The sequence below is a fragment of the Paraburkholderia phenazinium genome (assembly GCF_900100735.1).
Taxonomy (GTDB): Bacteria; Pseudomonadota; Gammaproteobacteria; order Burkholderiales; family Burkholderiaceae; genus Paraburkholderia; species Paraburkholderia phenazinia.
This window is the reverse complement of sequence record NZ_FNCJ01000001.1, coordinates 336,332-362,017: the sequence shown is the minus strand read 5'-3', so window position 1 is coordinate 362,017 and position 25,686 is coordinate 336,332. Positions and strand designations below refer to the sequence as shown.

The window sequence follows — 25,686 nt, the reverse complement described above, 5'->3', positions numbered from 1 at the left end:
CCGTTCGCTACAGACCTGTAATCGACCCGACGCGCCACTCGATCCGCTACGGTGCGCTCACTTGCGCAGCAGTCTCAAGCCATTGCCCACCACCAGCAGGCTGGCGCCTGCATCGGCGAAGACGGCCATCCACATCGTGCCGTAGCCCATCAGCGTGAGCGTCAGAAACACCGCCTTCACGCCAAGCGCCAGCGCAATGTTCTGCACCAGGACCGAGTGCGTCGCCTGCGAGAGCCGAATGAACAGCGGAATCTTGCGCAGATCGTCGTCCATCAGGGCGACGTCCGCCGTTTCGATGGCGGTGTCGGTGCCCATTGCGCCCATCGCGAAGCCGATGTCGGCACGAGCGAGCGCCGGGGCATCGTTGATGCCGTCGCCGACCATCCCGACCGTGGCGCCATTTGCCGCGAGCCCTTCCACTGCCTTGAGCTTGTCCTCCGGCAACTGATCGCCGCGCGCCTGATCGATGCCGACCTGCTGGGCGATCGCTTCGGCCGTATGCGGGTTGTCGCCGGTCAGCATGGCAGTCTGCACGCCCAGCTTGTGCAGGTCGGCAATTGCTGCGCGGCTGCTCTCCTTCACCGTGTCGGCGACCGCGAAGAGGGCCAGCACGCGCTTGTCATCCATCAGCATCACGACGGTCTTGCCCTGGCGTTCGAGCGTGTCGAGCCGCGCTTCGAGAGCCGCCGAACAGCGGTCGAGTTCGTGCACGAGGCGGTGATTGCCGAGCAGATACGAGACGCCGTCGATCGTGCCGCTTACGCCGCGTCCCAGAATCGCTTCGAAGCCATCGACCTTCAACGTCGCGATGCCATCGGCTTTCGCCGCGCTCGCAATGGCTTGCGACACCGGATGGTCCGAGCGGCCAGCCAGGCTTGCCGCGAGGCTGCGGCAGCGCGCGAGGTCCAGATCCGCGCGCAGTTCGAAGTCGGTCTGCACCGGCTTGCCGTGGGTGATCGTGCCGGTCTTGTCGAGTGCGAGCCACTTCAGCTTGCGACCCTGCTCGAGATACGTACCACCCTTGATCAGGATGCCTTGGCGGGCGGCGGCAGCGAGGCCGCTGACGATCGTCACCGGCGTCGAAATCACCAGTGCGCACGGGCAGGCGATCACCAGCATCACCAGCGCCTTGTAGACCCAGTCATGCCATACGCCGCCGAACAGCAGCGGCGGGACCACTGCCACAGCCAACGCCACCGCGAAGACGATCGGTGTGTAGACGCGGGCGAACTGGTCGACGAAGCGCTGCGTCGGTGCCTTGGAGCCTTGGGCTTCTTCGACGGCGTGGATGATGCGCGCGAGCGTGGTGTTGCTGGCGGCGGCGGTCACGCGGTAGTCGAACGAACCGGCCTGGTTGATGGTGCCGGCGAACACGGCGTCGCCCTCGGTCTTGTCGACCGGCAGGCTTTCGCCGGTGATCGGCGCCTGGTTCACGCTCGAGCGGCCCGTGACGATCTCGCCGTCCAGCCCGATGCGCTCACCCGGTTTCACGCGCACGATGCTGCCCGGCGTGACCGATTTGATATCCACGGCGCGCCAGCTGCCGTCGGGCTGCTTGACCGTGGCTTCTTCGGGCGTCAGTTGCATCAGGCCCTTGATGGCATTGCGGGCGCGATCGAGCGACTTGGCTTCGATCAGTTCGGCAATCGTGAACAGCACCATCACCATCGCCGCTTCCGGCCATTGGCGCAGGACGAACGCGCCGGTGACGGCGATGCTCATCAGTGCATTGATGTTGAGGTTGCCGTTGCGGATCGCGAGCCAGCCTTTCTTGTAGGTGGTCAGGCCGCAGGAGAGCACCGCGACGATTGCCAGCGCCGCTGCGAGCCACGTGGGTGCGCCGAGCCAGCTAGCTGCTTCCGAGCCCACGGCTGCCGCGCCGGCGAGCGCCAGCGGCCACCAGGGCTTGGGCGGCGCCGCGGCGACGTTTTCCAGCGGGGCGGCGGGGTCGGCCAGTTGCGGGTCGAAATCGAGCGAGCGCAGGCTTGCCAGGATCGAACCGAGCGCGTCCGGTGCATGCACGACGGTGAGCACGCGCTGCATCAGGTTGAAGTCGAGGCTGCGCACGTAGGGCATGCGGCCGAGCTTCTTGCGGATCAGCGCCTCTTCGGTCGGGCAGTCCATCTGCATGATGCGGATGGAGGTGCGTACGTTGTCGCCGATCATTTCCGGTCCGGAGAGCTTCGCCAGTACGGCGGGGGCGGCGGAGCAGCAGGAGTCGGCGTGGCTGTGGGCGTGTTCGTGGCCGTGGGCGTCGTGGCTATGGCCGCTGGCGTGCGCGTGCGCGTGGTCGTGTTTGTGGCCGTGCTCGTGCGAATGCGCGTGCCCATCCTCTTCGACAACCGCAACATCGGCAGCATGATCGTGCCCGCAGCTCCCGCCAGCGTGCGCATGGTCATGGTGTTCCGCGTGCGCATGAGCGTGCGGCCGATGGCCGGCATGACCGTGTTGATGGTCGTCCGTATCCTTCAGAACCCGCTCCGGGTGGGCGTGAGCGCACGATTCACCGGGTTCGTGACGGTGTGTTTCGGCGTGGCTGTCGTTAGGCATGGTGGCTTCCTGGCTAGATTTGTGGTCTAGTAAACACCTTGAAGCCACTACAAGGTCAAGGCCGCAATCCGGAGGCTCCATGAAAATCGGCGAACTCGCGAAGATTGCCCACTGCACCACCGAAACCATCCGTTTCTACGAAAAAGAGGGCCTGTTGCCCGAAGCGGACCGCACCGAAGCGAATTACCGCAGCTATACGGCGCGGCACGTCGAACGCCTGCGTTTCATCCGCAACTGCCGCGCGCTCGACATGACTCACGACGAGATCCGCGCCCTGCTGCGCCTGACCGACGCCCCGGCCGATGGCTGCGGCGCGATCAACGCGCTGATCGACGAGCATATTGCGCACGTCGATACGCGGATCGACGAGCTCAAGCAGCTCAAGGCGCAATTGACGGCGTTGCGCGAGCAATGCCAGATCGAACAGTCGGTCGAGGATTGCGGCATCGTCCACGGGCTCACCGACATGGAAGTGAGCGCCCCCCGTTCCCGGCATACCCATCTGGGTTGAGCGGGCCTTGACCCGGTCGAACCTGTCGCCCTGCTGCACGCGCGATGCCAGCGGCAGGGCCGAATCAATCAACGAATCGAAGTTGGAGAATCAACGTGTTCAAGTGTAGAAACCAGTCCTGCGAAGCGCAGTGGGAGCAAGCGGACGTCGTCATCAAGAACGAGGGCCAAGGGCTCCTGTTCCGCTGCCCGATGTGCGGCGCGCGCAATTACGTCGAGCGCTTCGACGCGGACGATGGCTCGGTGGTCTACGAGCAGATCGACGGCCGTCCGTCCCTTGGCCCGATGGCCGAATAGTCCCTAGCCTTCAGCCGATAGCGAGCCATCCCTATGAATAGTCCCACTCAAGCTGGCGCGCCGTTCAGCCAGTTGCCGTTGGCGCCTGCCGTGCTCGCCAACCTGACGCAGCTCGGCTACGTCGACATGACGCCGATCCAGGCCGCCAGCCTGCCGATCGCGCTGGCCGGCCACGATCTGATCGCCCAGGCGAAAACCGGCAGCGGCAAGACCGCGGCGTTTTCGCTCGCGCTGCTGGCGCGCCTCGACGCACGCAACTTCGACGTGCAGGCAATGGTGCTGTGCCCGACGCGCGAACTGGCCGACCAGGTCACCCAGGAAATTCGCCGCCTCGCGCGCGCCGAACAGAACGTCAAGGTGCTGACGCTTTGCGGCGGCACCCCGATGCGTCCGCAGACCACCAGCCTCGAGCAAGGTGCACATATCGTGGTTGGCACGCCTGGCCGCATCATGGATCACCTCGAGCGCGGCAGTCTCGCGCTGGGCACGCTGAACACGCTGGTGCTCGACGAAGCCGACCGCATGCTCGATATGGGCTTCTTCGACGATATCGCCACTGTGGTCCGTCAATGTCCGAAAGAGCGTCAGACGCTGCTGTTTTCCGCGACGTATCCGGATGGCATCGTCAAGCTGAGCCAGCAGTTCCTCCGTAGCCCGAAGGAAGTGAAGCTCGAAGAACGGCACGACAACAGCAAGATCCGCCAACGCTTCTACGAAGTGACGGAAGACGGCCGGCTGCATGCGGTCGGCCTGCTACTGAATCACTATCGTCCGGTGAGCACGCTGGCGTTCTGCAATACCAAGCAGCAATGCCGCGATCTGCTCGACGTGCTGCGCGCGCAAGGTTTTCATGCGCTCGCGCTGCACGGTGAACTCGATCAGCGCGAGCGCGATCAGGTGCTGATCCAGTTCGCGAACCGTAGTTGTTCAGTGCTGGTGGCGACCGATGTCGCGGCGCGCGGTCTGGACATCGCGCAACTCGAAGCGGTGATTAACGTCGACGTGACGCCGGATCCTGAGGTGCACGTGCACCGGATCGGCCGCACTGGCCGTGCCGATCAGGAAGGTTGGGCGCTGAGTCTCGCGAGCATGAACGAGATGGGCCGCGTTGGCGGTCTCGAACAGGCGCAGGGGCGTGAGGTCGAATGGCATCCGCTGTCCGAACTGACTTCGACCAGCAACGAGCGCCTGCTGCCGCCGATGGAAACGCTGCAGATTCTCGGTGGCCGCAAGGAAAAGATCCGCCCCGGCGACGTGCTGGGCGCGCTCACCGGCGAAGCGGGTTTCGCCGGCTCGCAGATCGGCAAGATCAACGTGACCGAATTCTCGACGTATGTTGCCGTCGAGCGTAGCGTCGCCCGCGACGCACTGCGCAAGCTCAGCGCTGGCAAGGTGAAGGGCAAGAAGGTCAAAGTCCGCTTGATGGACGAGTAAGCGTCGCAAACGGCTGCGCTCGTCCGGGCGCAGCCGCACGGGTTACCTGTCCGTTTCCTGCAGCAGTGGGTACGCGCACCGCACGCACCGCACCACGGCCGCACCGGGCCACGATCCGCGGCATCGCGCGCCTATGCGGCCCCTGATTGCTCGGTTTGCCACACACGACCACTCCCGAGCACCCCCGGCCTTCCACCAGACCCTTTTGCGTGTCTTGCCCGAGTCGCCGCCCGCGCGGTGTTTCGGTTGCCATGACGTAAACGCATGCCGCGCATGACAAACAATCGATTGTGACCGCGCACCGGCTGATGCCTAATCGTCAAACCGGCTGGGGCGCATGGGATAACGCGCTCCGCTGCCTTGCCGTCAGATGGAGAAAGCCCCCATGCAGAGCGCCTTGCACGCCCGCTCAAAATTGCCTGATGTAGGCACGACAATCTTTACCGTGATCGGCCAGTTGGCCGCCCAACACGAAGCATTGAACCTGTCACAAGGCGCGCCGAATTTCGCGCCGGACCCGCAACTGGTGGAAGGCGTCGCCGCCGCCATGCGCGCCGGACATAACCAGTACGCGCCGATGGCCGGCATCGCCGCGCTGCGCCAAGCGCTCGCCGACAAGGTTGAGACTTTGTACGGCGTGCGCTATGACCCCGCCACCGAAGTGACGGTGATCGCCAGCGCCAGCGAGGGGCTCTATTCGACGATCAGCGCGCTCGTGCATCCGGGCGACGAGGTGATCTACTTCGAGCCGTCCTTCGACAGCTACGCGCCGATCGTGCGCCTGCAAGGCGCAACGCCGGTTCCGATCAAACTGTCGCTCGCGGATTTCCGGGTGAACTGGGACGAGGTCGCTGCGGCGATCACGCCGAAGACCCGCATGATCATCATCAACACACCGCACAACCCGACGGCGACCGTGTTCAACGACGCCGATATCGAACGCCTGAAAGCGGTGACGCGCAACACCGATATCGTGGTGCTGGCCGACGAGGTCTACGAGCACGTCGTGTTCGACGGCGCGCGGCACCAGAGCATGGCGCGCCACGCGGAACTGGCGGAACGCAGCGTGATCGTGTCGTCATTCGGCAAGTCATATCACGTGACCGGGTGGCGCGTCGGCTATTGCCTCGCGCCCGCCGAGTTGATGGACGAGATCCGCAAGGTCCATCAGTTCATGGTGTTTTCCGCCGATACGCCGATGCAGTACGCGTTCGTCGAAGCGCTGGCGAATCCGCAAACCTATCTCGGGCTGTCGGCGTTCTATCAGCGCAAGCGCGATTTGCTGACGCATGCGTTGCGCGAATCGCGCTTCGAATTGTTGCCGAGCGAAGGCAGTTTCTTCATGCTCGCGCGTTTTCGCGGCTTCTCCGACGAACGCGATAGCGATTTCGTCTTGCGCCTGATTCGCGATGCCCGCGTGGCGACGATTCCCCTGTCGGCGTTCTACACCGACGGCACGGATTCGGGCCTGATCCGGCTGAGTTTTTCCAAGGACGATGCCACGCTGATCGAAGGGGCGCGACGCCTCTGCGCGATCTGACGAGCGCCGCTGGCCGTCGCCGGCATCACGGCCGGCAGAGTTGATATGACGTCGAATTCAAGGTGAAGAATCCATGATGAAACTGCTCAAACCCCTGTTGGCGTTGGCATGCGCGCTGGTGTCCGTATCTGCATTGGCTGCCGACACCGGCACGCTGCGTTTCGGTCTCGAAGCGCAATATCCGCCGTTCGAATCGAAAGGGCCGAACGGTGACTTGCAAGGCCTTGATGTCGATATTGGCAATGCGGTCTGCACGGCGGCGCACCTGAGCTGCAAGTGGGTCGAAACCTCGTTCGACGGTTTGATCCCCGCGCTTCAGGGCCGCAAGTTCGACGCGATCAATTCGGCGATGAACGCCACCGAGAAGCGCAGACAGGCGATCGATTTCACCAACGTGATCTACCGCGTGCCGACGCAGTTGATTGCGAAGAACGGCAGTGGCCTCGAACCGACGCCCGAATCGCTGAAAGGCAAGCGCGTGGGTGTGCTGCAGGGTTCGATTCAGGAAACGTACGCGAAGGTGCACTGGGAAAGCGCGGGCGTGAACGTGGTGTCGTATCAGGACCAGAACCAGATCTACGCGGACCTCGGTGCAGGCCGCCTCGACGCGACGCTCGTGCTGGCGCCGTCCGGACAATCGGGTTTCCTGTCGCGGCCCGATGGCAAGGACTTCTCCTTTGCCGGTCAGCCGGTGCGCGACGACAAGATCCTTGGCAGTGGCATTGCGTTCGGACTGCGCAAGGGCGACACCGCGCTGCGTGACCAGCTCAATGCGGCGATCGTCAAAGTGCAGGCCGATGGTACGGTGAAGACATTGGCGCAGAAGTACTTGGGCAATATCGACGTCACGCCGAAGTAGTGCGTGTCAGTCGCTTTGCGCGACCTGATCGGCGCTGCGAAACGCATTTTCCGCGTTGATCAGGCGGCGCTTGAGCAAGGGCACGTTGTTCACCACGCGCAGGCCGGTGCGCATCGCGCCGAGCGCCATGCGTCCGACCACCGGACGATGCAACGCACCGGTATCGTCGAACTGCTTGCGCGATTCCGCCACCGCCTCGAAGCCGTAGCGGCGCATCTCGGCCTCGTATCCTGCCACGGCATCATGCCCCGACAACAGGCCTTTCTGAGCGTCGCCTAAGCGCGCAGCCAGCAGCGCCGCATCGCGCAAGGCCGTATTGGCGCCGACGCCGCGACCCGGCGTCATCAAATGCACGGCATCGCCGAGGACGGTCACATTGGTGGTCGGCCATTCCTCGACTGGCACCGACGTGCGGACGTCGACGCTAAAGGTCGTGCCCGGATCGGACGCGCGAATCAGCGCACGCAGATTGGGATGCCAGCCGTCGGTGATTTCGGTGGCGAGGGCCAGCAATGCCGGTTGTCCGAGCGATTTCGGATCCGCCGGCAGATTGCGCAACGCGCCCCAGACCGCCCACATCAGATAGTCGCGGCTGTTGTCGAAGAGTAGACCGGGCCAGCGCGCGAGCAGGTCAGCATCGCTGCTGCCGATGCCTTCTTTCAGGCCTTCCGCACCCCACGGAAATTCCATCACATGAATGATCCCGCCGAAGCCCTTCGGCGCGTTGATCAGCGTAATGCCGTCCAGCACTTTGGGCGGCAGCAGCGCGCGCGATGCTTCGGTCATCGGCACCTTGGCCGCGATGCTGACGATGCCGGTGTTTTCGAGCTTCGCCTCCGGCAACAGCTGACGACGCACCTTCGAGCGTGCGCCATCCGCGCCGACCAGCAGATCGGCGGTGGCATGAGTGCCGTCGGCGAAATGCGCGGTGACGCTGCCATCGGCGTGCTGCTCGTACGAGGTGAAGGTCTTGTCGAAATGGACGTGGTCCTCGAGACCCGTGAGCAAGACCTGCCGCAGGGTCATCCGGCTCACCGATTTGCCGCCGCTCAGCGCTTCGTCGTCGATGGGCACGCACAGCAACTCGGTCATACGCTCCGTCAGGATATTGAAGTGGCCCGGCGTGCGTGCGCAGGTGGCGAGGAAGGTGGCGAACAGCTCGGGCGGCAGACAGGTCTTCAGCGCAGCGACACCCTGATCGTTGATGCCGACGCGGTAGCCCTGCAAACCGTCGACGCGGGTGCGGTCGCGCTCGTAGACCGCCACGTTGATGCCCGCCTGTTTCAAACCGTGCGCGAGACACAGGCCGCCGGTACCGGCGCCGATGATGATGACGTTCAAAGGTTCGCGGCTCATGCTTGGGGCTCCTTCTTGGCGGTCGGCTTGGCCGGCTTGTAGGCGGAAGCATCGGAGGGGAGGATGAAGCGTTTGGCAATCTCGTCGAGCCACTCCGGGCTCCACGTCAGCGTGCCGGCCTTCAGGTCGGCGACGACGCTGCTTACCCAGTCGCGTTCCACCACGAGCTGCGCGCGCACCAGTTCGCCTTCGAGCAGGAACAGGCGCGGAACCTGGATCGCGGTGGCTTCCTCGGTGGCGGCGTCGTGGCGGGCCAGTTCGCGGTCGAGCGCACTGATGCGCGTCTCGAGCTGGCGGCGCACATCGTCGGGCGATAGCAGCGGCAGGAACGAGAGCGCGGCCGGGAACGCCGGGAATTCGCGCGCCGGTTGTGCGAGCTGTTCGCGGAGCCAAAGCCGGGCGGTGTCGCGGCCGGCTTCGGTAATTTCGTAGACCGTGCGCTCCGGGAACGTGCCATCGCGCTCGGTTTCGCGGATCGCGATCAGGTCGCCGCGCAGCAGACGATCGATGGTCTGGTACAGGCTGTTGCGCTGGCCGACGTTGATCACCTCGTCCTTGCCGCGTGCCTTGATGAGCTGCTGCATCCGGTAGGGATGCATTGGCGCTTCGGTGAGCATCGCGAGGACGGCAAGGGCGAGGGGCGAGTGACGGACCATAGGATATGACTAGTGCGGATGTATCTAGTCATAATATAACTATGTACCCGCGACTGGCAAGCGGGCGTTTCCGATCCGATTCGCTTCGATCCGTTAGTCCGATCCGCCGGCGTCGCTCGAGCCGGCCTGGAGCAGCGCGCGTATGGTGAGATACACCACCGGCAGATCGTCGTCGTCACGTCGCCAATCAACCGGCTCGTCAAGATCTGCTCCGGCGGACAGACGACTGTCGCCAAACCGGACAAACATTTCCCGGACGTGCTCTTTATGCCTCGCCCGGAAGCCGGCGTTCTCGAACACCTGTTCGTCGATGGTTTGTAGCGTGCGCCAGGTTGGCGCTCGTCCCCCGATTGGATAAGCGCGACGGCCGCTATCCAAGTGGCGCTTGGCGACGGTGACAATGACCTGCTGGAGGTCGAGCGACGCGGCACGGAGCGCGCGTTCGAGGGCAATGGGATCGATGTCGCGGACATCCGCATCGAAGGCCGTGGCGTTGATCATGGTCTTATCTTCCTTGGAGATCGGGGCGACGCATTGCTTTAAAGGTGGTGTTTCGATGGGGCCTGGCTTCGCTGCGCGAGCAACTGACGGATCTTGGCGAGATGGCTATCTCCCACGGTGCAGTCCTCAATGGGCCTGATGTGCTGGCGCGGCATGGGTGGGCGCACGCCTAGATAGCGGCATACCGCGGAGAGGTACGGCTTGCCGTTGCCTCCCAGATGTCGCGCAGCAGCAGCCACGCGCGCGTCCCCGGCATGCTTGCACAACCAGGCAAGCGTCTCGCGGTCGTCGTCGTTCAAGATGCGGATAAGCTGGTTCATGGCCCGACCCCCTACCTGTATGAACATACATACTGTGAATTTATACAGTATTTTGGGGAGATGCAAGGGGGCGGGTGAAAGTGGGGAGGGGCGGGCAACCAGGCCAACGAATAATGGTCACGGGCGTGGGGGGCGTGCTGTTCCTCGCCGGCCCGGATCTAAAAACCGAACGTGAGCTGCTCGCATGGATCGGCCGCGCGGCGACGGGCAATGTAAGTGACTATGAGGCGAAAGCCGGCGCCACGCGGGCCGTCCAGGCGTGGAAAGCCACGATCGCCGAGGCCGCCCGCAACGCGAGTGTCGATCCCGCGAGCATTCAGTTCGTCGTGCACGATGCGGGCAAGGGCGGCGAAGCGGCGTCAGCGCGCCTCGGAGCGCTTTCGCAGACGCTAACCGAAACGCTGCCAGAATTCGACTACGGGAAACAGGCTTTCAACACACCTGCACTGCTCGGCGACATGGGCGCTGGCACGTCCCTCACGGACATTGCGCTCGCGATCGGCCGGATCAATCATTTCGGCGGTAATGCCCTAGTCGCGGGGACCACTGATGCGAATCATCCGACCGCTGTCGTGATCCTGCCACCGTCGAAGCTCACCCCGATCGATCCGGACAAGGACTGGTTCCGCGCGCGCGGTGAGAACAATGCTTACCTGCCATGGTGGGGGCGGCGCTACGACACGAACTACGGCATGCAGGGCTATTCGTACTGAGTCCGGCAGTCGGCCAAACGTCGCCATGATGAAGCCAGCGGTGCAAAAGCCGCGTCCTCGGGGCACAACTGAGCGGATAGAAATAGCGCGAAGATCACCGAGCACGGTGCCCGCGTCGACGATCTCCACGCCTAGTCTGCACGGCACGCACAAAGCAAAAAGCCCAGTCACAAGGACCGGGCTTTTCGTTTGATTCTTTGGTGGGGCGTGAGTGACTCGAACACTCGACCTACGGATTAAGAGTCCGCTGCTCTACCAACTGAGCTAACGCCCCCAACAGACTGCGAATTATGCAGAAGTTTTTTTCACTTGCCAAGCCCCCTTTCGCAGATTTCTTAAAAAAATCTGCCGCCCCGACATCGCGCCCCTGCCGGCAGCTCACGGGGCTGCTAAATCACGCAATTTCTACCGTCCCGGTATCATGTCGCCACACCATGCCGTGAGAAGCCTCACGCTGCTTAACGGGGACGAATGATGGATGACAAAGCGATAGCAGAGCTGCTCGACCGCGTGCTGGCGCCGTGGGTGCGCACGCTTGCGCTGACCCCGGTGAAGGTCGACGAGGAGAGCGCCACGATGCGGCTGCCGTTTTCCGGTGAACTGCGCCACTCGGGCGGCGTGATCTGCGGCCAGGTCTTTATGGCGGCGGCCGACACGGCAATGATCGTCGCCATCTCCGCGGCCCTCGACGGTTTCAAGCCCATGACCACCGTGTCGCTGAACATCAGCTTCATGCGCGCGGTGCGCAAGGGCGACGTACTGATCACGGCGCGCGTGCTGCGGATGGGCCGCAACCTGGTATTCGGCGAAGTCGAATTGTTCGACGAGGACGGCAAGATGGCGGTCCACGCCACCACTACCTACGCACTGCTCTCGTAAGCGCCGCGCGTCGCATTCCAAGGGAAAGGATCAATGTTCGATCAGGTTGTATTCGCGGGCGGTGGCAATCGCTGCTGGTGGCAAGCGGGCTTCTGGGATCTCGTGCAGCCGGAACTGAAGATCCGGCCGCGCGTCATCACCGGCATCTCGGCGGGCGCAGCCACCGCGTGCATGCTCTACACGCGCGATTCGGACTGGGTCATGCGCTATTACGAAGACGCGCTGCGCCATAACACCAGGAATGCCTACTGGGGCAACCTGCTGCGCGGGGAGTCGGTGTTTCCGCACTATCGGATCTACCGCAAGGCGCTGCTCGATATCTATGGCGAGAAGTTCGCGACACTCGCGCAGGCGCCGGAAATCCGTATCGGCGTCTCGCATTTGCCGCGCTGGCTTGGCGCACGCAGCGCGGTCGCGGCTGGGCTGATCGCATACAACATCGAAAAGTATGTGCGCAAGACGCTGCATCCGACGCTAGGTCAGGCGATCGGCTTCCATCCCGAGTTCGTGCGCGCGCAGGACTGCGCCAGCGTCGAGGATCTTGCCGACCTGATCCTGCAATCGTCCTCTACACCGCCGTTCACGCCGGTCTTGCGGCGCAACGGCCGGCCGGTGCTCGACGGCGGGATGGTCGACAACGTGCCGGTCGGCGCGCTCGATGAAACGCCCGGCAACGTCCTCGTGATGGTCACGCGTCTCTATCCACGTCCGCAGATGTTCGTCGTGCCGCACGGCGCGCAGCAACGGCTGTATGTGCAGCCGTCGCGCAAGGTGCCCATCTCGAGCTGGGATTACACGAGTCCGTCGCAGATGCAGCACGCCTACAACCTCGGCCGCGCCGATGGTGAGCAGTTCCTGCAGCATATGCCGCAGTTGCTCGAAGCGGCGCCTCACGCCTGAGGCGAGACGAACGAACGGAACGGCCAAAGAGTACATGGCGGCCTTAGGGGCCGCCTATAAGCCCTTACCGGCGCCGCCCGCCCTGCAACGCCTCGGGATTCGCCACGCTCGACGTATCCCCACCGTCGAACGCCAGAATATTCTTGAAGGCCGCGGTGAAATACAGCTCGTAGCTCTCACGCTCCACGTACCCGATGTGCGGCGTGCAAATCACGTTTTCCATGCGCAACAGGCTATAGCCCTGCAGAATCGGTTCGCTTTCGAAGACGTCGATGGCGACCATCCCCGGCCGGTTGCGCGCCAGCGCATTCACCAGTGCGTTCTCTTCCAGCAGTTCGGCCCGGCTCGTGTTCACCAGCAGCGCGGTCGGCTTCATCCGCAGCAGGTCTTCCTGTTTGACGATGCCGCGCGTGTCGTCGTGCAGCCGCAGGTGCAAGGACAGCACGTCGCTCTGTTCGAACAGCTCCTCGCGGCTTTCAGCCACTCCGTAACCATCGGCGCGCGCGGCTTCGAGGGTAGCGCCACGCCCCCAGACCAGCACCTCCATGCCGAACGCCTTGGCATACCCCGCGACGAGGCGGCCGATCTTGCCGTAGCCCCAGATACCAAGGGTCTGACCACGCAATACCTGGCCCAGGCCGAAGTTCGGTGGCAGGGCGGATGTCTTCAGTCCGGACTGCTGCCAGGCCCCTTGCTTAAGGTTTGCTACGTATTGTGGAATGCGCCGCTGCGCGGCCATGATAAGGGCCCAGGTCAGTTCGGCCGGCGCGATCGGCGAGCCGCTGCCTTCCAGCACGGCGATGCCGCGTTCGGTACAGGCGGCCAGATCGATATGGCTCGATACCTTGCCGGTCTGGCTGATCATGCGTAGATGGGGGAGTTTGTCGAGCAGTTGCGAGTTGATGCGGGTGCGTTCGCGGATCAGCACCAGCGCGTCGACTTCCGACAAACGGCTTGCGAGTTGCCCGAGGCCACGGACGGTGTTGTTGAAGACTTTGACGTCGTGGTCGGCGAGCAACTGAAAGCAGTCGAGCTTGCGGACGGCGTCCTGGTAATCGTCGAGGATGGCAATCTTCATAGTCTTGGTGTTTTGCGACGCACCATGACGGTGCGGAACGGAGTGTTAAGCTTGCTGTCCCACCATGTGATGTAGGTCACACGCTGGTTTGGATGGATGCCTTATCGTAGGAAGTGCCGCATAGACGGCATGCCCACGCAAAGGCAAGAGTTGAGAACGTTTTTAACAGTTTGTTGCGTGTCGATGCAAGCCGCTTTACAGACGGTTGCAGAGGGCTGCTTGCAGACGACGCCGCGCAACAGGCTGGATGGCCCATCACGACCTGCACAATCGTGCGCCGGTTGGCCGGCGCGACTGGATTGACGCCTCTCGCAAGCAGCGTCGTTGGGCTCGTACCGTTTTTCTTTTTTGCTTACAAACGAAACGGAGACAGCTCGATGAATCATCCCGCTTTTGCAGGAAACCCGGCCATTGAGGCGCCTGGCTGGGTCAAAAATCGCAAACTGATCGACTGGGTGGAGCGCGTTGCCGCGTTGACCAAGCCAGATCGGATTGTCTGGTGCGATGGCTCGCAGGAAGAATATGATCGGCTGTGCGCGCAGATGGTCGCGGCCGGCACCCTGAGAAAACTCGATCCCCTCAAACGTCCGAATTCCTATCTGGCATGGTCCGATCCGTCAGACGTCGCCCGTGTGGAAGACCGGACTTTCATCTGCTCGCAGCGTCGTGAGGACGCTGGCCCCACTAACAACTGGATCGCCCCTGCGCAGATGCGTGCAACGCTCGACGGCCTGTTCGACGGCGCGATGCGCGGCCGCACCATGTACGTGGTGCCGTTCTCGATGGGCCCGCTCGGCTCGCCGATTGCGCATATCGGCGTCGAATTGAGCGACAGCCCGTACGTGGTCACCAATATGCGCATCATGACGCGCATGGGCCGTCAGGTGTACGACGTGCTCGGCGCCGACGGCGACTTCGTGCCGTGCGTGCATTCGGTGGGGGCGCCGCTCGCCGAGGGGGTGCAAGACGTGTCGTGGCCCTGCAACGACACCAAATACATCGTGCATTTCCCCGAGCAGCGCGAGATCTGGAGCTATGGCTCGGGCTACGGCGGCAACGCGCTGCTCGGCAAGAAGTGCTTCGCGCTGCGCATCGCATCCACCATGGGCCGCGCTGAAGGCTGGCTCGCCGAGCACATGCTGATTCTTGGCGTGACCTCGCCGGAAGGGCGTAAGCACCACGTGGCGGCGGCGTTTCCGTCCGCGTGCGGCAAGACCAACTTTGCGATGCTGATTCCGCCAGCGGGCCTGAACGGCTGGAAAATCTCGACGATCGGCGACGATATTGCCTGGATCAAGCCGGGCAAGGACGGCCGCCTCTACGCGATCAATCCGGAGGCCGGTTACTTCGGCGTTGCGCCGGGCACCAGCGAGAAGACCAACTTCAACGCGATGGCCACGCTCAAGGAAAACGTCATTTTCACCAACGTGGCGCTGACCGACGATGGCGACGTCTGGTGGGAGGGCATGACCGACGAGGCGCCTGCTCATCTGACCGACTGGCAAGGCAAGGACTGGACGCCGGCCATCGCCAAGGAAACCGGCCGCAAGGCAGCCCATCCGAATGCGCGCTTTACGGCGCCGGCGTCGCAATGTCCGTCAATCGATGCGGATTGGGAGAACCCAGCCGGCGTGCCGATCGACGCGTTCATCTTCGGCGGCCGCCGTTCGACCACGGTGCCACTCGTCACCGAGGCGCGCAACTGGGTCGAAGGCGTCTATATGGCGGCGACCATGGGTTCGGAGACCACTGCCGCAGCGGCTGGCCAGCAGGGCGTGGTGCGGCGCGACCCGTTCGCGATGCTGCCGTTCTGCGGCTACAACATGAGCGACTACTTTGCTCACTGGCTGAAAACCGGCGAGCGGCTCGAGCAACTGAACGCGAAGCTGCCGAAGATCTTCTGTGTGAACTGGTTCCGTAAAGGCGCGGACGGCAAGTTCGTCTGGCCGGGCTTCGGCGAAAACATGCGCGTGCTGAGCTGGATGGTGGGCCGCATCGAAGGCGTGGCCCAAGGTGAAGAACATGCCTTTGGCGTCTCACCGCATTACGAGGATATCGACTGGCGCGGTCTCGACTTCACCAGGGCGCAATTCGACCAGGTGATCTCCGTAGACGATGCGGCTTGGCGCGCAGAGCTTGCTTTGCATGCGGAGCTGTTCGACACACTGCAGCAAAACCTGCCGTCGGCCCTGCGCGATGCCAAGACAGCGCTCGAGGGACGGCTCATTGCATAGTCACGTGAGTACTCACTCCGCATAAAAGGCCGCCTTCGGGCGGTTTTTTTTGTCTTTTTTTGTATTTCCGGCGTGCGCTGCTGACGTTCAAGTCTATCTTGTGACGCCATTGTGGAGCGTTCGCTGTTCCAACAATAAAGACAGTGCAAGCTGCAGCGCAGCATATTGTTTCCTGGAGAGGAACAATCTACCTCTTTTCACAGCACTGGGGAGTACGGTGATATGAAACCTAATAAAAAACCGCGTTCTTGAGCAACTTCTGCACGATTTAAGGAGTCGTAGGAGAATTCCAAGTTCGCTTCACTGGCCAAACTGGTTTGTCAGGAAGCTGTAACACGGCAGGAGTTGTCCCATGGATCATTTGCAGTCGATGCGAGTTTTCGTCAGAGTGGCGGATCTCGGCAGTTTTGCCCGCGCGGCCAGCGCAATGGATATTTCCAACGCAGTGGCCACCCGCCACGTAGCCGATCTCGAAGGCCGTCTCGGTACCCGTCTGCTCAACCGTACAACCCGGAGCCTTTCTCTGACGGAGTCAGGCCAGGTCTATCTGGAACGCGCTCGCCAGATTCTCGACGAACTGGAAGACGTCGAGCAGATGGTAGTGGCGCGCAATCACGAACCCGTCGGCACCTTGCGCATTGTCGCGCCAGTGGTGTTCGGGCTGCACAACCTGGCGCCGGTGCTGCAGACCTACGCCGAGCGCTATCCGAAAGTTATCCCCGACGTCACGCTGGTCGACCGTCAGGTCGATCTGGTCGAAGAAGGCTTCGACGTGGGGGTAGTGATTGCACGGCAGATGCGTAGCGCCAGCATCGTCACGCGCCGTTTGACCACGGGCTGCATGACCGTGTGTGCGACGCCGGCCTATCTGGAGAAACACGGAACGCCGACGCGTCCGGAGCATCTGCTCGAGCATCCGTGCCTCTCGCTGCCGTCCGAATACTGGGGCGACGAGCGGGTCTTCACGGGTCCGGAAGGCGAAGTGCGGGTGCGCCCGACCAATGTGATCGTTGCCAACAACACCGAAATGCTGCGTCAGTTCGCGCTGCTCGGCATGGGCATCGCGATCCTTCCGAGCTACCTGATTGGCCGCGATATGACGCGTGGCCGTCTGGTGCGTCTCTTGGGCGAATACCGCCTGCCGCAGGTCGAGATCAACATTGCATACCCGAGCCGCCGTCACCTGCCGGCCAAGGTGCGTACGTTTATCGACCATCTGGTCGAGCATTTCAACCAGACGCCGAATAGCCTGCTCGGCGAGCAATGGATCAAGGACGGCCAAGGGCGTCCTGCTTTGATGTCGAACCTGGATTCGTCGGAGATCATGCCGCCGGAAGCGTTCGACGGTGCGGAGCCGGTGTCGCGCCTGCTCGATAGCGAGCTTTCGCCAAAGCTGCCGGCCAAGACGCCGTCTTCGCGGGCCCGGCCGGCGGCGTTGTCGCCGCTGTGATGCTGTGAGGTGAGTTGGCGATAAGTCGCCAACTCGCGCCGGCCGATAACAAAAAAGGCACAGCCACCTGGCGGGGGCTGTGCCTTTTTTCTCTTTACGCGGCTGGGTCGCCGCGCTCAGGACATTGCCTACGAGCCCGTCTTGCGCACCGCAGCCTTTTTGGCAGGCGCTTTCTTGGCGGCAGCCGTCTTCGTAGCGGGGGCCTTCTTCGCTGCGACCTTTTTCGCCGCAACCTTCTTGGCCGGCACAGCCTCTTCCGACGCGCCGTCTTCGCCGTCCGCATCCGGCGCGGCTTTGGCTGCAGCCTTGGCCGCCGCGGTCTTGGCAGCAGTTTTCGCCGACGGCTCCTTCTTCTCGAACTCGAAGCCGATCTTGCCGTCGCTCTGCTTGACGAGGAACGCCTTGAAGTTGCGCCCGGTACGTGACGACTTGAAGTTCGTCAGCAGGTCGGTGCGGCCTTCTTCGAGCAGCTTGCCCATCTGCTCGCGCGTGATTTCCTGCTGGAGAATCACCTTGCCCGAGCGGAAGTCGCAGGTCTTCGGATTGGCGACCGAGTTCTCGCAGACATAGCTCATGCCGTGCTCGAACACGCGCGCCTTGCACTTCGGGCAGGCGCCCACCGGTTGCTGATCGGAGAAGTCCGGCGCTTCACCGTCTTCACCGCCCGAATCCTGACCGAAGTCGAACTCGAGCTTGTAGTTCTTGATCTCGTCGTCCAGCGAGAGCTTCAGGATTGCGGAGAACGGCCGGCCCATCTTGCTGCGGAAGCCAGACAGCGGTCCGATCGTCTTGTTCTGCAGCAGCTCTTCGACTTCCGGAATTTCGAACTGCCGGCCGCCCGGAATCTTCGAGATCGAGAACTCGCACTTCGAACACGCAAAGCGGCGATAGTTTTCCTTCACCTGACCGCCGCAATTCGGACACGGCGTTTCCAGCGTCGCGTAATCGCCGGGGATCGTATCCGAGTCGTATTCCTTCGCGCGCTTGACGATGGTCTGCGTCATGCGGGCGATTTCCTGCATGAACGCGTCGCGATGCAAGTTGCCGCGCTCCATTTGCGACAGCTTGTATTCCCACTCGCCAGTGAGCTCAGGCGCGGTCAGTTCCTTGACGCCGAGGCCGCGCAGGAGCGTCATCAACTGGAACGCCTTCGCAGTCGGAATCAGGTCGCGGCCTTCGCGAATCAGATACTTTTCGCCGAGCAACCCTTCGATGATCGCGGCGCGCGTAGCCGGCGTGCCAAGGCCCTTGGCAGCCATCGCCTCGCGCAGCTCGTCGTCTTCCACCAGCTTGCCCGCGCCTTCCATGGCGGACAGCAAGGTCGCTTCGTTGTAGCGAGCCGGCGGCTTGGTGACCAGTTGCTGGGCAGCGATCTTGTCGGTCTTGACCTTCTCGTCCTTCTGCACCGGCACGAGGTTGGCGTCTTCACCGCTGATTTCGCGGCCATAGATCTGCAACCAGCCGGGTTCGACCAGCACCTTGCCTTCGGTCTTGAAGTGATGGCCGACCACTTCCGTGATCCGCGTCGTCACCCGGTATTCGGCGGCCGGGAAGAACACCGACAGGAAGCGCTTCACGACCAGGTCGTAGAGCTTCTGTTCCGGCTCGGACAGGTTCTTCGGCGCCTGCAGCGTCGGGATGATTGCGAAGTGGTCGCTGATCTTCGAGTTATCGAAGATGCGCTTGTTCGGCTTGACCCAGCCCTTGTCGAGCACCTGCTTGGCAAACGGCAGGTAGTTGTTGCTTTCCTTGAGCATGCCAAGCGTCTGCTTGACCGTGTCCATATAGTCTTCGGGCAGCGCGCGCGCGTCGGTACGCGGGTACGTCAGCACCTTGTGCTTTTCGTACAGCGCCTGGGCCAGACCCAGCGTGTTCTTCGCGGAGAAGCCGAAGCGGCCGTTCGCCTCACGCTGCAAGCTCGTCAGGTCGAACAGCGCCGGCGAGAGTTGCGTCGTCGGCTTGGATTCTTCCGTGACCGTGCCAATCTGGCCGCGGCAGGCCGCGACGATCGTTTCGGCGGCGGGCAGGGCCCACAGGCGCGAATCGCGTTTTTCGGGGTCGAACTCGTCGCGCTTGAATTTCGGGTCGAACCAGCGGCCTTCGTAGAAGCCCGCCGCGCAGACGAATTCTGCTTTCACTTCCCAATAGTCGCGCGGCACGAAGCGGCGAATCTTCTCTTCGCGCTCCACCACGATCGACAGCGTCGGCGTCTGCACCCGCCCGACCGTGGTCAGGAAGAAGCCGCCGCCCTTGCTGTTGAACGCCGTCATCGCGCGCGTGCCGTTGATGCCGACCAGCCAGTCGGCCTCAGAGCGGCAACGTGCGGCGTCGGCGAGCGGCTGCATTTCCTCGTCGCTGCGCAGACGGGCAAAGCCGTCGCGGATGGCGGCCGGGGTCATCGATTGCAGCCACAGGCGCTGGACCGGCTGCTTGGCTTTCGCGTGCTGCGCGATCAGGCGGAAAATCAGCTCGCCTTCGCGCCCCGCGTCACATGCGTTGATCAGGCGCTCGACATCCTTACGCTTGAGCAGCTTGGTCAGGACCTTGAGACGCGATTCGCTTTTTGCGATCGGGTTCAGGTCGAAATGCGGGGGGATGACGGGCAGATTGGCGAAACTCCACTTGCCGCGCTTGACTTCGTATTCTTCGGGCGCGGCGATTTCCAGCAAGTGGCCGACTGCCGAGGAAAGGACGTAATCGTCACTTTCGTAGTATTCGTCATGCTTGGTAAAACCGCCCAAAGCCCGCGCGATGTCGTTCGCGACGGAAGGCTTTTCGGCGATGATCAGTGCTTTGGACATGACTGGATATGAGTTGGTAGATCCGGGTTTAGGCCCTGGGTTTGCGACCCCTAGGTTTGCGACCCATTAACGACCGCTTTATAGCACACGCCGCCGTAGGGGCGTGTCAAGTGCCATAAAAAGCGGCTCATCATAATTGCCTGTGGATATATGCAGCAAGCGGCGGCGGGCGCGCTGCAGACTATCCGCAACGCCCGTGCCGTAGGCCTGCCGGTCAAAATACGGAATTCTCAGGCGGCGGCCAGTGCCGGCCGTAACTTGGGCGCGCCGGTCACGCCGGGCAACGCGGTCAAATCGGCCAACATCCGCTCGACAATGGCCGCCTGCGGCAGTACGGTGCCGAAAAAGCGGGTGGTCACACTGTCTTCGATCAGGATCGTAGGAAAATTTTCTACGTCGAGGTCGTCGAAGCGATCCGCATGGGTCTCGATATCGATCCAGGCGAAACAGATTTCCGGATGCTTGTCCGCCAGGCGGTTGAACGCATCCCGATATTCCCGGCAGGTTCCGCACCATTCCGCGCACAGGCAGGCCACGAACAGCGTGTTGTGGTCGTTGACGCGCTCGGCGATCCGGTCTTGGTCGGTGTCGAGGTTCAGCGCGGGCATGTGGGTTCCTTGCGTACTGTGTGTGGGGCTCTTTGGCGCGAATGTAGCATGGCGCGTACTCTGCCGCGATTGACCGTGCTCAGCCGTGGCTCGCTCGGGCAAAACGGCCGCCCGGCAGGACCGTCAGATGGCCGGCGAGTTCGAGTTGCAGCAGCGTGCTTTGTAATGCCGCGTCCTGCATGTCGGTGCGCGCGGCAAGAATTTCAAGCGTGGCCGGGGCGTGGCCGAGGGCGGCGAGGAGCTTTTGCGCCTCCGGCGCGAGTTCCGGCTCGTCGACCGCAGGCACAGACGCTGACGCTGGCGTTGGGCGTGGCGGTACCCCGCTCCACCGGGTGGCGCTGGCGGACCCGGCGGCCGGCGCCGCGGCGAAGCCTAGCTCTTCCAGTATTTCCTCGGGCGTCTCGACCAGTTTGGCGCCTTGTTTGAGCATCCTGTGGCAGCCACGCGACAGTGGCGCATGGATCGAGCCGGGCAGGGCGAAAACATCTCGCCCCATTTCATTCGCGAGGCGCGCGGTGATCAGCGAGCCGGAGCGCATGGCCGCCTCGACGATCAGCACCCCGCCGACCAGCCCGGCGATCAGCCGGTTGCGCTGCGGGAAGTTGGCGGCGCGCGCCGGCGTGCCGAGCGGCCATTCCGAGACGATTACGCCGTCGGCCGCGATCTGCCGTGCGAGCGGCTGGTGGGCGGCCGGGTAGACGAGATCGGCGCCAGTGCCGATCACCGCGATCGTGCTGCCGCGGCCGGTCAGCGCGCCACGGTGCGCCGCGCCGTCGATGCCGAGGGCGAGTCCAGAGACCACCGCCAGCCCTGCCGCCGAGAATGCGCGGGCGAACCGTTCGGCGTCCTCCACGCCTTGCGGCGTGGCACTGCGGCTGCCGACCACGGCGACACCCTTGGCATGCAACAGCTCTAGCCTGCCCTTTATATATAGGAGCGCGGGTGGGTCGGGCATGGTCAGCAGGGCAGGCGGATAGGCCGGGTCGTCGAGCGTCACGATGGCGTTGCCGGGCAGTTCGCGCCAGGCAAGCACGGCGTCCAGATAACGTGCGAACTCGGCACAGGGCGGGGCGAGCGCCGCCCGGGCGGAGGCTTCATCGGTGGTGGCCGCGAGTAGCGCAAACGGCTGCTCGAGTACCGCCGCCGGCAGGCCGAAGGCGTTGAGCATGGCACGCAGCGCGCCGGGCCTTAGCCCCGGCGCCATTGCAAGGCGCAGCCAGGCGGCAAGTTCGTTTTCGGTTGTCGGTAGGGTCTGCATTGCGTATCCATCCTTGAGCACGGCCAGCGGGCAGGCGGGCGCCATGCTAAAATTTTCATCATCCGAAATAACTGCAGCGCCGCGCCCACCCGCGCGGGCTCGTCGTTGGCGCTTGATCGGCGCGTTGAATCGAACCGGTTCGACACCACCTATCCTCTGCGTAACGCGACCGCCCGACAAGCTGGCCGGATGGCCAATGCGCGACTTTCCGCCCGTGGGCGGCGCCCAAATCAACTTCAAGATCATGGCTTTACTGAATATCCTCAACTACCCGGACAAGCGGCTGCACAAGATCGCCAAGCCGGTCGAAGTGGTCGACGAACGCATCCGCAAACTGGTCGCAGACATGGCCGAGACGATGTACGCGGCACCCGGCGTGGGCCTCGCGGCCACCCAGGTCGACGTGCATGAGCGCGTCGTGGTGATCGACGTGTCGGACGCGCACGACGAATTGCATGCCTTCATCAACCCCGAGATCGTCTGGTCGAGCAACGAGAAGGTCGTCAACGAGGAAGGCTGCCTGTCGGTGCCCGGCATCTACGACAACGTCGAGCGGGCCGAAAAAGTGCGTGTGCGCGCACTCAACGAAAAGGGCGAAACTTTCGAGCTGGACTGCGAAGGTCTGCTCGCCGTGTGTATCCAGCACGAAATGGATCACCTGATGGGCCGCGTGTTCGTCGAGTACCTGTCGTCGCTCAAGCAGACGCGCATCAAGAGCAAGATGAAGAAGCTCGCACACGCGATGTAATGCGCGTCCATTCCGACTACCGCCCCCGTACATGAGTCATTCGTTGCGCGTCATCTTTGCCGGTACGCCGGAGTTCGCCGCAGCGGCGCTAGCCGCTATTCACAAGGCCGGTTTCCCGGTACCGCTCGTGCTGACGCAGCCCGATCGCCCGGCCGGTCGCGGCATGAAGCTGCAGGCCAGCCCGGTGAAGCGTTACGCCGAAGAGCACGGTCTCACCGTCGCCCAGCCGCCTTCGCTGCGCCGTAACGGCAAATACCCGGCCGAAGCGACGGCCGCGATCGATTTGCTGCGCGCCACCCCGCACGACGTCATGGTGGTCGCCGCCTACGGCTTGCTGTTGCCGCAGGAAGTGCTCGATATCGCGCCGCATGGCTGCATCAACATTCACGCTTCGTTGCTGCCGCGCTGGCGCGGCGCCGCGCCGATCCACCGCGCCATCGAAGCGGGCGATACGGAAACCGGCATCACGCTGATGCAGATGGACGTGGGCCTCGACACGGGCGCGATGATTTCCGAAGCCCGCACGCCGATTCACACCGACGACACCACCGCCACGCTCCACGACCGTCTGGCGGAAGCCGGCGCACGCCTGATCGTCGAGGCGCTGATGGAACTTGAGCGCAACGGCAAGCTCGACGCGACGCCGCAGCCGGCGGAGGGCTTCACCTACGCCGAGAAAATCGGCAAGCACGAAGCGGCGCTCGACTGGCGGCGTCCGGCTGACGTGCTGGCGCGCCAGGTACGCGCGTTCGACCCATTCCCGGGCGGCGTGGCAACGCTCGACGGCACAGCGCTGAAAATCTGGTCTGCTGTACCCGTTCAAACGCAGGGCCACGCGGAACCCGGCACGATCGTCAACGTCTCGCCCGAAGGCGTGATCGTGGCTTGCGGCGAAGGTGCGCTCTGTCTCACGCAACTGCAAAAGCCTGGCGGCAAGCGCTTGCCGGTACGCGAATTCCTGGCCGGCTCGACGCTTGCCGTTGGGCAACGTTTCGCCTTGGCTGAAGCACAATAACAGGCGTTTCAGCGCGCTCGCCATAGGCCGTTCGGCCGACTCACGCCGCATGCCGGAGCGCGTTAGAATCGTTCGTGCTGCGTGCCCACTTTCGAGCGCCGCCAAACCTGTCGCTTTGCGCGACGCCCCGGTCGGCCAAGAAAGTTTGGGGCGCACCGGTGTTCTTTTGTGAGGATTCGATGTTCGGCATCACCCATTTCGGATTTTTCGTCGTCGCCGTTTTCCTGCTCAACGTCACGCCCGGGCCGGATACGGCGTACATCGTAGGGCGCAGCGTCGCCCAAGGGCGCGGCGCGGGCCTGATGTCGGCGCTGGGTATTTCCGCGGGCTGCTGCGTGCATTCGCTCGCCTGCGCGTTCGGGTTGACTGCGCTGCTCGCCGCGTCGGCAACCGCGTTCACCGTGATCAAGTTTGTCGGTGCGCTCTACCTGATCTATCTCGGCGTGCGGCTGATTTTCGCCAAGCCGGCGGAGGCGGGTGACACAGCCGCAACCGCGACAGCGGCAGACCCGCGCGCCGCCAGCGCGCCGAAGTCATTGCGCCAACTGTTTTTGCAGGGCTTCTGGACCAACGTCCTGAACCCTAAGGTGGTGCTGTTTTTCGTGTCCTTTTTCCCGCAGTTCGTTACCACGGGCAGCGATCACAAGGCGCTGGCCTTCCTGACGCTCGGCGTCGTGTTCGTGCTCATGAGCATGGTGTGGAACAGCTTCGTCGCGTATATCGCGGGCAGCGTCACGCAGCGTTTTTCCGGCAAGCCGGGCGTGAAGCGCTGGCTGGATCGCGGCGTTGGCAGCGCATTCGTAGGACTCGGCGTCAAGCTCGCCACGGCATCGCGGTGATTGAATTTTTCTTGCCTGCCCATATCTAACAATAAGCTTACAATTGGAGATCCCGCCATCGGGCGGTACAGGATATGAACCCGCATTCGGGGCAAGGAGTGGTGAACATGTTTAACTGGGTCAAAACCGCGATGTTGATGGCCGCGATCACGGCCCTTTTCATCGTTATCGGCGGCATGATCGGCGGCTCGCGCGGCATGATGATCGCGCTGCTGATCGCGCTCGGTATGAACTTCTTCTCGTACTGGTTTTCGGACAAGATGGTCCTGCGCATGTACAACGCGCAGGAAGTCGACGAGAGCAGTGCGCCGCAGTTCTACCGGATGGTGCGCGAGCTGGCTACGCGCGCCAATCTGCCTATGCCGCGTGTCTACCTGATCAACGAAGACGCGCCTAACGCGTTTGCTACGGGCCGCAATCCCGAGAACGCGGCGGTTGCGGCGACCACTGGCATCCTGCGCGTGCTGTCCGAGCGCGAGATGCGCGGCGTGATGGCGCACGAACTCGCGCACGTGAAGCACCGCGACATTCTGATCTCCACCGTCTCCGCCACCATGGCAGGTGCGATCTCCGCGCTGGCGAACTTCGCGATGTTCTTTGGCGGCCGCGACGAGAACGGCCGCCCGGCGAATCCGATCGCGAGCATTGCAGTCGCGTTGCTCGCGCCTATCGCCGGTGCGCTGATCCAGATGGCGATCTCCCGCGCGCGCGAGTTCGAAGCCGATCGCGGCGGTGCGCAGATCTCCGGCGACCCGCAGGCGCTGGCTTCGGCGCTCGACAAGATCCACCGCTACGCCAGCGGCATTCCGTTCCCGGCGGCGGAAGCGCATCCGTCAACGGCGCAGATGATGATCATGAATCCGCTCGCGAGCGGCGGCATTGCGAATCTGTTTTCGACTCACCCCGCCACTGAGGAACGCATCGCGCGGCTCATGGAAATGGCGCGCACGGGGCGCTTCGAGTAAGCAGTTCTGGCGGCCAGCTTTGGCGGCTGCTTTGCAGGCCGCCAAAGCTGGCCGTTTCACGGGCGCGCCCTGACCAAATTCGAGCAGTACGCCGGCGCTTCCCGACCACATGCAGCACTATCCCGGCGAAATTCCAGGCGGCTCCCGACGAGATCCCTGCAGCATTCCCGCAGCA

23 protein-coding genes, 1 tRNA gene and 1 pseudogene are annotated in these 25,686 nt (G+C 63.3%); 15 read left to right on the top strand and 10 right to left on the bottom strand.

All coding sequences use genetic code 11. The features are described from left to right. Positions 1–57: 57 nt before the first annotated feature. Positions 58–2,166, bottom strand: a complete 2,109-nt coding sequence (locus BLQ92_RS01670) for a heavy metal translocating P-type ATPase (RefSeq protein ID WP_244106020.1) — start codon at positions 2,164–2,166, stop codon at positions 58–60. 57 nt (positions 2,167–2,223) lie between these two features. Between BLQ92_RS01670 and BLQ92_RS40510 the strand changes: the two genes are divergently transcribed. From BLQ92_RS40510 to BLQ92_RS01645, 6 genes are all read left to right on the top strand, one after another. Beyond that, entirely contained in the window at positions 2,224–2,580 is a 357-nt protein-coding gene (locus BLQ92_RS40510; RefSeq protein ID WP_244106021.1) for a hypothetical protein, read from the top strand. A 49-nt stretch (positions 2,581–2,629) separates the two neighbouring features. Beyond that, positions 2,630–3,061 (top strand): Cd(II)/Pb(II)-responsive transcriptional regulator, encoded by a 432-nt coding sequence (gene cadR / locus BLQ92_RS01665; RefSeq protein ID WP_090680945.1) that lies wholly within the window; start codon positions 2,630–2,632, stop codon positions 3,059–3,061. A 95-nt stretch (positions 3,062–3,156) separates the two neighbouring features. Beyond that, entirely contained in the window at positions 3,157–3,357 is a 201-nt protein-coding gene (locus BLQ92_RS01660) for a hypothetical protein (protein ID WP_090680942.1), read from the top strand. Between the two features lie 33 nt (positions 3,358–3,390). After that, positions 3,391–4,791 carry an ATP-dependent RNA helicase DbpA gene (gene dbpA / locus BLQ92_RS01655; RefSeq protein WP_090680940.1) on the top strand — a complete coding sequence of 467 codons (1,401 nt, stop codon included), beginning with the start codon at positions 3,391–3,393 and terminating at the stop codon, positions 4,789–4,791. 385 nt (positions 4,792–5,176) lie between these two features. After that, positions 5,177–6,331 carry a pyridoxal phosphate-dependent aminotransferase gene (locus BLQ92_RS01650; protein WP_090680937.1) on the top strand — a complete coding sequence of 385 codons (1,155 nt, stop codon included), beginning with the start codon at positions 5,177–5,179 and terminating at the stop codon, positions 6,329–6,331. 76 nt (positions 6,332–6,407) lie between these two features. Next, the gene (locus tag BLQ92_RS01645) at positions 6,408–7,190 is read left to right on the top strand and encodes an ABC transporter substrate-binding protein (protein WP_090681858.1); all 783 of its coding nucleotides are present in this window, start codon (positions 6,408–6,410) and stop codon (positions 7,188–7,190) included. A gap of 6 nt (positions 7,191–7,196) precedes the next feature. On the opposite strand, the gene BLQ92_RS01640 is transcribed toward BLQ92_RS01645, so the two are convergent. The 4 genes from BLQ92_RS01640 to BLQ92_RS01625 form a co-directional block, all read right to left on the bottom strand. Then, positions 7,197–8,546: an FAD-dependent oxidoreductase gene (locus BLQ92_RS01640; RefSeq protein WP_090680934.1), complete on the bottom strand. Its 1,350-nt coding sequence runs from the start codon at positions 8,544–8,546 to the stop codon at positions 7,197–7,199. Further along, on the bottom strand, positions 8,543–9,202 hold the full coding sequence (locus BLQ92_RS01635; protein WP_090680931.1) for a PadR family transcriptional regulator: 660 nt from the start codon (positions 9,200–9,202) through the stop codon (positions 8,543–8,545). Before BLQ92_RS01635 ends, BLQ92_RS01640 begins: the two co-directional genes overlap by 4 nt. A gap of 93 nt (positions 9,203–9,295) precedes the next feature. Further along, positions 9,296–9,703: a DUF2471 domain-containing protein gene (locus BLQ92_RS01630; protein ID WP_090680930.1), complete on the bottom strand. Its 408-nt coding sequence runs from the start codon at positions 9,701–9,703 to the stop codon at positions 9,296–9,298. A 38-nt stretch (positions 9,704–9,741) separates the two neighbouring features. Continuing rightward, positions 9,742–10,023, bottom strand: coding sequence for a CppA family protein (locus BLQ92_RS01625; protein ID WP_090681855.1), 282 nt, complete (start codon positions 10,021–10,023; stop codon positions 9,742–9,744). A 134-nt stretch (positions 10,024–10,157) separates the two neighbouring features. Here BLQ92_RS01625 and BLQ92_RS01620 point away from each other — a divergent pair. Further along, a pseudogene (locus tag BLQ92_RS01620) lies at positions 10,158–10,736 on the top strand (virulence factor); the annotation flags it as partial. Between the two features lie 198 nt (positions 10,737–10,934). On the opposite strand, the gene BLQ92_RS01615 reads toward BLQ92_RS01620, so the two are convergent. Then, positions 10,935–11,010 (bottom strand) — tRNA-Lys (locus BLQ92_RS01615). Between the two features lie 200 nt (positions 11,011–11,210). Here BLQ92_RS01615 and BLQ92_RS01610 point away from each other — a divergent pair. Further along, a complete protein-coding gene (locus tag BLQ92_RS01610; protein ID WP_074263033.1) occupies positions 11,211–11,615 on the top strand; it encodes a PaaI family thioesterase in 405 nt (134 codons plus the stop codon). A 33-nt stretch (positions 11,616–11,648) separates the two neighbouring features. Continuing rightward, entirely contained in the window at positions 11,649–12,515 is an 867-nt protein-coding gene (locus BLQ92_RS01605; RefSeq protein ID WP_090680927.1) for a patatin-like phospholipase family protein, read from the top strand. Positions 12,516–12,579: 64 nt separating this feature from the next. Here the strand turns inward: BLQ92_RS01605 and BLQ92_RS01600 are convergent, their stop codons facing one another. Beyond that, complete coding sequence (locus BLQ92_RS01600; protein WP_090680924.1) at positions 12,580–13,593, bottom strand: D-2-hydroxyacid dehydrogenase family protein; 1,014 nt, start codon at positions 13,591–13,593, stop codon at positions 12,580–12,582. A gap of 377 nt (positions 13,594–13,970) precedes the next feature. Here BLQ92_RS01600 and BLQ92_RS01595 point away from each other — a divergent pair, with 377 nt between their 5' ends. Continuing rightward, entirely contained in the window at positions 13,971–15,827 is a 1,857-nt protein-coding gene (locus BLQ92_RS01595; RefSeq protein WP_090680921.1) for a phosphoenolpyruvate carboxykinase (GTP), read from the top strand. A gap of 352 nt (positions 15,828–16,179) precedes the next feature. Then, a complete protein-coding gene (locus tag BLQ92_RS01590) occupies positions 16,180–17,277 on the top strand; it encodes a LysR family transcriptional regulator (protein ID WP_090680918.1) in 1,098 nt (365 codons plus the stop codon). A gap of 128 nt (positions 17,278–17,405) precedes the next feature. On the opposite strand, the gene BLQ92_RS01585 is transcribed toward BLQ92_RS01590, so the two are convergent. The 3 genes from BLQ92_RS01585 to dprA form a co-directional block, all read right to left on the bottom strand. Continuing rightward, positions 17,406–20,078 carry a DNA topoisomerase III gene (locus tag BLQ92_RS01585; RefSeq protein WP_090680915.1) on the bottom strand — a complete coding sequence of 891 codons (2,673 nt, stop codon included), beginning with the start codon at positions 20,076–20,078 and terminating at the stop codon, positions 17,406–17,408. Positions 20,079–20,308: 230 nt separating this feature from the next. After that, positions 20,309–20,686 (bottom strand): thioredoxin family protein, encoded by a 378-nt coding sequence (locus BLQ92_RS01580; RefSeq protein WP_090680911.1) that lies wholly within the window; start codon positions 20,684–20,686, stop codon positions 20,309–20,311. A 79-nt stretch (positions 20,687–20,765) separates the two neighbouring features. After that, positions 20,766–21,944, bottom strand: a complete 1,179-nt coding sequence (gene dprA / locus BLQ92_RS01575) for a DNA-processing protein DprA (protein ID WP_090681854.1) — start codon at positions 21,942–21,944, stop codon at positions 20,766–20,768. A gap of 244 nt (positions 21,945–22,188) precedes the next feature. Here dprA and def point away from each other — a divergent pair, with 244 nt between their 5' ends. From def to htpX, 4 genes are all read left to right on the top strand, one after another. After that, positions 22,189–22,692: a peptide deformylase gene (gene def / locus BLQ92_RS01570; RefSeq protein ID WP_090681852.1), complete on the top strand. Its 504-nt coding sequence runs from the start codon at positions 22,189–22,191 to the stop codon at positions 22,690–22,692. A gap of 31 nt (positions 22,693–22,723) precedes the next feature. Continuing rightward, positions 22,724–23,707: a methionyl-tRNA formyltransferase gene (gene fmt / locus BLQ92_RS01565; RefSeq protein WP_090680908.1), complete on the top strand. Its 984-nt coding sequence runs from the start codon at positions 22,724–22,726 to the stop codon at positions 23,705–23,707. A 179-nt stretch (positions 23,708–23,886) separates the two neighbouring features. Continuing rightward, positions 23,887–24,546, top strand: a complete 660-nt coding sequence (locus BLQ92_RS01560) for a LysE family translocator (RefSeq protein WP_090680905.1) — start codon at positions 23,887–23,889, stop codon at positions 24,544–24,546. Positions 24,547–24,653: 107 nt separating this feature from the next. Next, a complete protein-coding gene (htpX, locus tag BLQ92_RS01555) occupies positions 24,654–25,511 on the top strand; it encodes a zinc metalloprotease HtpX (RefSeq protein WP_090680902.1) in 858 nt (285 codons plus the stop codon). The last annotated feature ends 175 nt before the right edge of the window (positions 25,512–25,686 follow it).